The following is a 6152-nucleotide window of genomic DNA, read 5'->3' as shown; positions in this document are numbered from 1 at the left end:
GCGGGGCCCGGGGATCGACGGTGAGCGACCGCGCACGCTCTGGTTGTGGCGTGCCGGCCCGACCCGCCGTACGCTCTCTCCGCCCGGCCAGGCGACAGGTGCGCACTTGCCCCGGTTCGCGTACGGTTGACGGCTGCCTCACGCACAGCAGAAGGGGGCCTGGTGGCCGCGCAGAACGCCACGCACGCCGCACCGGCGACGGATCCGCAGGGTACGGATCCGCAGGACACGGACGCACGGAACGCCGATCCCCGGGACGGGGACGGAGTCCGCGACCGGGAGATCCGGATCGAGCAGACGCATCTGGACCGGGTGTACCGGCGCCTCGAGGAGAAGATCCACGAGGCGGAGTTCCTGATGGACGACGCCGCCAAGCGCGGCCAGGTCGGTACGCCGGGGGCGCTCGCCGAGCGCGACGCCCAGGTGTTCCGGGCCGGGGTCCACCTCAACCGGCTCAACAGCGAGTTCGAGGACTTCCTGTTCGGCCGGATCGACCTGCTGCTCGGCAAGGACGGCGAGCGCGGGCCGGACGGCGCGTACACCTCGGTGGAGCCCGCCGACGACGCGGTGCGCACCGACCCGGACGGCACCGTGCGGGCCGAGATCGCCGAGACCCTGCACATCGGCCGGCTCGGAGTGCTGGACGCCGACTACGCCCCGCTGGTGATCGACTGGCGGGCACCCGCGGCCGCCCCCTTCTACCGCTCCACCCCGGTCGCCCCCGGCCGGGTGGTACGCCGCCGGGTCATCCGCAGCAAGGGGCGCCGGGTGCTCGGCGTCGAGGACGACCTGCTGCGCCCCGAGCTCTCCGCCACCCTGGACGGCGCGGCCCTGCCGGTGGTCGGCGACGGCGCGCTGATGGCGGCGCTGGGCCAGGCCCGCAGCCACACCATGCGCGACATCGTGGCCTCCATCCAGGCCGAGCAGGACCTGGTGATCCGGGCGCCCGCCGCCTCGGTCACCGAGGTCGAGGGCGGCCCGGGCACCGGCAAGACGGCGGTCGCGCTGCACCGCGCCGCCTATCTGCTCTACCAGGACCGCCGGCGGTACGCGGGCGGCATCCTGGTGGTCAGCCCGACCCCGCTGCTCGTGGCCTACACCGAAGGCGTGCTGCCCTCGCTGGGCGAGGAGGGCCAGGTCGCGATCCGGGCCGTGGGCTCGCTGGTGGACGGCGCCGAGGCGACCGCGTACGACGAACCCGCGGTGGCCCGGATCAAGGGCTCGCTGCGGATGGCCAAGCTGCTGCGCCGGGCGGCGCGCGGTGCGCTGGAGCGGCAGCCGGCCGGCGACCCGGCGGGCGCCTCCCGCAGACGCAGACCCGGCGCAGCCGAGGGCGGAGCGGACCAGCAGCTGTCGCTGGACGGGCTCGACCCGGCACCCGAGGACGGCGGCACCCCGCAGCGGCTGCGGGTGGTGGCCTTCGGCCGCCGGATCGAACTGGAGGCGGACGAACTCCGGCGCATCCGGCAGACCGTGCTGGGCGGCACCGCGCCGGTCAACCTGCTGCGCCCGCGCGCCCGCCGACTGCTGCTGGACGCCCTGTGGAGCCGGTCCGGCGCCCCGCAGCGCTACACCGACCCGGAGATGGCCGCCGAGGCGCGCCAGGCCTTCGACGAGGACATCACCTCCGAGTCGGACTTCACCGGCTTCCTGGCCGCCTGGTGGCCCGAGCTCACCCCGCGCGCGGTGCTGGCCGCGATGGCGGACGAGAAGCGGCTCGGCCGCTGGGCGCGCCGGGTGCTCACCCCCCGGGAGACGCGGCTGCTGGCCCGTTCCCTCAAGCGACTGGGTCCGGAGGGGCAGGGTCCGCTGTCGGTGCACGACGTGGCCCTGCTGGACGAGCTCCACACGGTGCTGGGCGCCCCGGCCCGGCCCCGCCGGCGCGAGATGGACCCGCTGGACCAGCTCACCGGTCTGGAGGAACTGACCACCCACGCCGAGCGGTTGGCGGGCGGTCGCCGGGCGCGCGAGGAGCGCATGGAGCGGCTGCGGGACGAGGCGCGCACCGACTACGCGCACGTCATCGTGGACGAGGCGCAGGACCTCACCCCTATGCAGTGGCGGATGGTGGGGCGCCGCGGTCGGCAGGCCACCTGGACGGTGGTGGGGGACCCGGCGCAGAGCTCCTGGTCGGACCCGGACGAGGCGGCCGAGGCCCGCGACGAGGCGCTGGGCACCCGCCCCAGGCGCCGCTTCACGCTCACCGTGAACTACCGCAACCCGGCGGAGATCGCCGAACTGGCGGCGAGGGTGCTGGCCCTGGCGATGCCGGGGATGGTGTCGCCCAGGGCGGTCCGCTCCACCGGCCTGGTGCCGCGGTTCGTGGTGGCGGAGGACCTCGGTGCCCGGGTGCGCGAGGAGGCCGCGCGGCTGCTGGCCGAGGTGGACGGCACGGTCGGCGTGGTGGTCGCGATGGGCCGCCGCGAGGAGGCCCGGGAGTGGCTGGCCGGGCTCGGCGACCGGGTGGTGCCGCTGGGCAGCCTGGAGGCCAAGGGGCTGGAGTACGACGCCACGGTGGTGGTCTCGCCCGCCGAGATCGCCGACGAGTCGCCGGCCGGGCTGCGGGTGCTGTACGTGGCCCTGACCCGGGCCACCCAGCGGCTCACCGTGGTCTCCGGGGAGCGGGACGAGCCGGACGGCGAGGGCGTTCCGGACCTGCTGCGCGACTGACCGGGGGCCCGGTGGCCGGGCGGGCGGCGGCCGGGCGCGGTCCGGCCGCCCGGCGATCGCCGCGAACCCCGGGGCCCTGGGGCCGCGCGAACCGGGAGCCGCTGGGCTCCCGGCCCTGGGAAACCAGGGAGCATGGGGAAGACTCGGCCTCCGGAACCCTGGGCGCCCGCGCTCCCGTGACCCTGAATGGTCAGGAGCCCCGCGCACCCCGGCGACCCCGGAAACCCCGGCGACCCCGGCGACCCCGGAAAGTAGGACATGTGGGACGGGAATCGCTTTGGGCGATCCTTTGTTAGCCTGGGTGTGGCACCGGCTCGATCCAAGCCCCCGGGCCCAACCTTCGTCGCTTCGAGCGACCACTTGCCGCGAGGCGAGCATGGCGGGTCGGTGCCACCCAGCGTGATCGGAACAGGTCCGCGTCAGTCCCTGACGCGGACCTGTTCCGCTTGCGGGCCCTTGCGGCCCTGCACGATCTCGAACTCCACCTGCTGTTCGTCGTTCAGGCTGCGGTAGCCGGTGCCGGCGATCGAACTGTAGTGGACGAAGACGTCCGGGCCGTCGCCGTCCTGGGCGATGAACCCGTACCCCTTCTCGGCGTTGAACCACTTGACGGTGCCCTGTGGCATTCCGCGCTCCCCGTTCTCGGCTGCTGCCGGCTGGATGATGGCCTGCCGCGGCCACGGAAGACGCGGGCCGCGCGCGCCAGATCCTAGGGAGCCCGGCGCCCGGGGCGAGGCGCCTCGCCGTGGGTTAGCGCGAAGGAGTGGTGGTGGCGATGCGGCTGACCCTATCCCGTAACGCGGAAAAGGTTTTTCAAAATCAGGGGCTGGTTACCTCGTACTCGCTGGTAGGTGCGACGATCGGAGGGCGCGCCCCGGTTCGGCCGACGCGCTGCGGTACGGCGTGAGGCGTCCGCGAACCGTGCGAACGCGGCGGGTGACAGAACGTACATGCGATGAAGAAACGTAACGTCGCGTACGCCCGCGGCGGCACCCGGCACAGCGACACAGATCTACAGCGACACCAGGGAAAGCAGAGGAAGTCGGCCATGGCAACGGCGCCCAGCGTCTCCTACTCGATGACCGTTCGGCTTGAGGTTCCGGCGAGCGGCACCGCCGTCAGCCAGCTCACCACCGCGGTGGAGTCCTCCGGCGGTTCGGTCACCGGTCTCGACGTGACCGCCTCGGGCCACGAGAAGCTCCGCATCGACGTCACCATCGCCGCGACCTCCACCGCGCACGCCGACGAGATCGTGGAGAAGCTGCGCGGCATCGAGGGCGTCTCGCTGGGCAAGGTCTCCGACCGTACGTTCCTGATGCACCTGGGCGGCAAGATCGAGATGGCGTCCAAGCACCCCATCCGCAACCGCGACGACCTGTCGATGGTCTACACCCCGGGTGTGGCGCGGGTCTGCCAGGCCATCGCCGAGAACCCCGAGGACGCCCGCCGCCTGACCATCAAGCGCAACAGCGTGGCCGTGGTCACCGACGGCTCCGCGGTGCTGGGCCTGGGCAACATCGGCCCCAAGGCCGCGCTGCCGGTGATGGAGGGCAAGGCCGCCCTGTTCAAGCGCTTCGCGGGCATCGACGCCTGGCCGCTGTGCCTGGACACCCAGGACCCCGACGAGATCGTGACCATCGTCAAGGCCATCGCGCCGGGCTTCGCCGGCATCAACCTGGAGGACATCTCGGCGCCCCGCTGCTTCGAGATCGAGGCCCGGCTGCGTGAGGCCCTGGACATCCCGGTCTTCCACGACGACCAGCACGGCACCGCCATCGTGGTGCTCGCCGCGCTCACCAACGCGCTGCGCGTGGTCGGCAAGAACATCGGCGAGGTGCGGGTGGTGATGTCCGGCGCGGGCGCGGCCGGCACCGCCATCCTCAAGCTGCTGATCGCCGCCGGGGTCAAGCACTCGGTGGTCGCCGACATCCACGGTGTGGTGCACGCCGGCCGCGCGGACCTGGTCTCCGCCGACCCGGACTCCGCGCTGCGCTGGATCGCCGACAACACCAACCCGGAGGGCGTCACCGGCACCCTCAAGGAGGCGGTGCGCGAGGCCGACGTGTTCATCGGCGTCTCGGCCCCCAACGTGCTCGGCGGCGAGGACGTGGCCGCGATGGCCAAGGACGCGATCGTGTTCGCGCTGGCCAACCCCGACCCCGAGGTGGACCCGGCGATCGCCCGCCAGACCGCCGCCGTGGTGGCCACCGGGCGCTCCGACTTCCCCAACCAGATCAACAACGTGCTGGTCTTCCCGGGCGTGTTCCGCGGTCTGCTGGACGCCCAGTCGCGCACCGTGAACACCGAGATGATGCTGGCCGCCGCCCGCGCGCTCGCCGACGTGGTGCACGACGAGGAGCTCAACGCGAACTACATCATCCCCAGCGTCTTCAACGACAAGGTCGCCGGAGCGGTCGCCGGGGCCGTCAAGGACGCCGCGCGGGCGGCAACCGCGGACCACGCGCTCTGAGAGGCGCCCCAGGGCGTACGAGGCCGGATCCGGGCGGGTCCGGGGCCGGAGGGACCACCCGGCCCCGGACGGGCCCGGCACGGCGCGTCGCGCGATGCCCGGCTTGTCCGGTCCCCATAAGGTGACGGGCGGGAAGCGGGCAGGAAAACGGCCGTCACGGGGCTCTTCGTGTGACCTCGCAGGGCGCCGGATTGGCTTTCCCGCCACAGGTGGGGGCAGGATGCTCCCCCGAGGACTTCGTCCAGGGGGGATCCCCAGGGCGTGGAAAGATCATCTAGGTCCGACCCGGGTCCGGGGAATGTCCGAGGACCCTGGCAGCATCGGCTTCGATCTCACGCCTCATTGGCAAGAAGAACACGGGAGTACAAACATGAACCGCAGTGAGTTGGTGGCCGCGCTGGCCGACCGCGCCGAGGTGACCCGCAAGGACGCCGACGCTGTGCTGGCCGCCTTCGCCGAGGTTGTCGGCGAGGTCGTCGCCAAGGGCGACGAGAAGGTCACCATCCCTGGCTTCCTCACGGTCGAGCGCACCCACCGTGCCGCCCGCACCGCGCGGAACCCGCAGACCGGCGAGCCGATCGAGATCCCGGCCGGCTTCAGCGTCAAGGTCTCGGCGGGCTCCAAGCTCAAGGAAGCCGCCAAGGGCAAGTAAGCCTTTGACGGGCATGTGAGCCCCGGAGCGCCAAGGGCGGCCACCCACGGAGGGTGGCCGCCCTTTCTGCTGTCCGGTTCGCCGGGCATATGCCCCTGCACGGGCCGCAACGGGCGCCCACCGGCGCGTGGGGCCCCGGCGGGCCACCGGAGGCCCCCGGCGAGCCAGGCACCCGGCCGGGGGCCGTCACGGGGCGCTGTACGCCACCGGCCGCACCGCCCGGGAGGTGTTCGGGTACGAGGGCGGGGGTCGCGCCTGAGCGCCGGGCCGGGCGTGCCACGTGGGTCCGGGATGACGACGAAGCCCCTGGCCGGGAGGCGGTCAGGGGCGGGCGGGGGGTGCGCGGCCAGGGTCGAGGCC

At 73.3% G+C, this 6152-nt stretch carries 4 protein-coding genes; 3 read left to right on the top strand and 1 reads right to left on the bottom strand.

The genetic code is table 11. The annotated features are described in order from the left end of the window. Positions 1-282 precede the first annotated feature (282 nt). A complete protein-coding gene (locus tag E4099_RS27715; protein WP_245245229.1) occupies positions 283-2670 on the top strand; it encodes a HelD family protein in 2388 nt (795 codons plus the stop codon). 419 nt (positions 2671-3089) lie between these two features. On the opposite strand, the gene E4099_RS27710 is transcribed toward E4099_RS27715, so the two are convergent. Beyond that, complete coding sequence (locus tag E4099_RS27710; protein WP_135341864.1) at positions 3090-3296, bottom strand: cold-shock protein; 207 nt, start codon at positions 3294-3296, stop codon at positions 3090-3092. Between the two features lie 422 nt (positions 3297-3718). Here E4099_RS27710 and E4099_RS27705 point away from each other — a divergent pair, with 422 nt between their 5' ends. Both E4099_RS27705 and E4099_RS27695 read left to right on the top strand, forming a co-directional pair. Further along, complete coding sequence (locus E4099_RS27705) at positions 3719-5140, top strand: NAD-dependent malic enzyme (protein ID WP_135341863.1); 1422 nt, start codon at positions 3719-3721, stop codon at positions 5138-5140. 370 nt (positions 5141-5510) lie between these two features. Beyond that, positions 5511-5792: an HU family DNA-binding protein gene (locus tag E4099_RS27695; protein ID WP_135341866.1), complete on the top strand. Its 282-nt coding sequence runs from the start codon at positions 5511-5513 to the stop codon at positions 5790-5792. The last annotated feature ends 360 nt before the right edge of the window (positions 5793-6152 follow it).

The organism is Streptomyces palmae (assembly GCF_004684805.1).
In the GTDB taxonomy this organism is placed as follows: domain Bacteria; phylum Actinomycetota; class Actinomycetes; order Streptomycetales; family Streptomycetaceae; genus Streptomyces; species Streptomyces palmae.
This window is presented reverse-complemented; position numbering and strand designations above follow the sequence as displayed.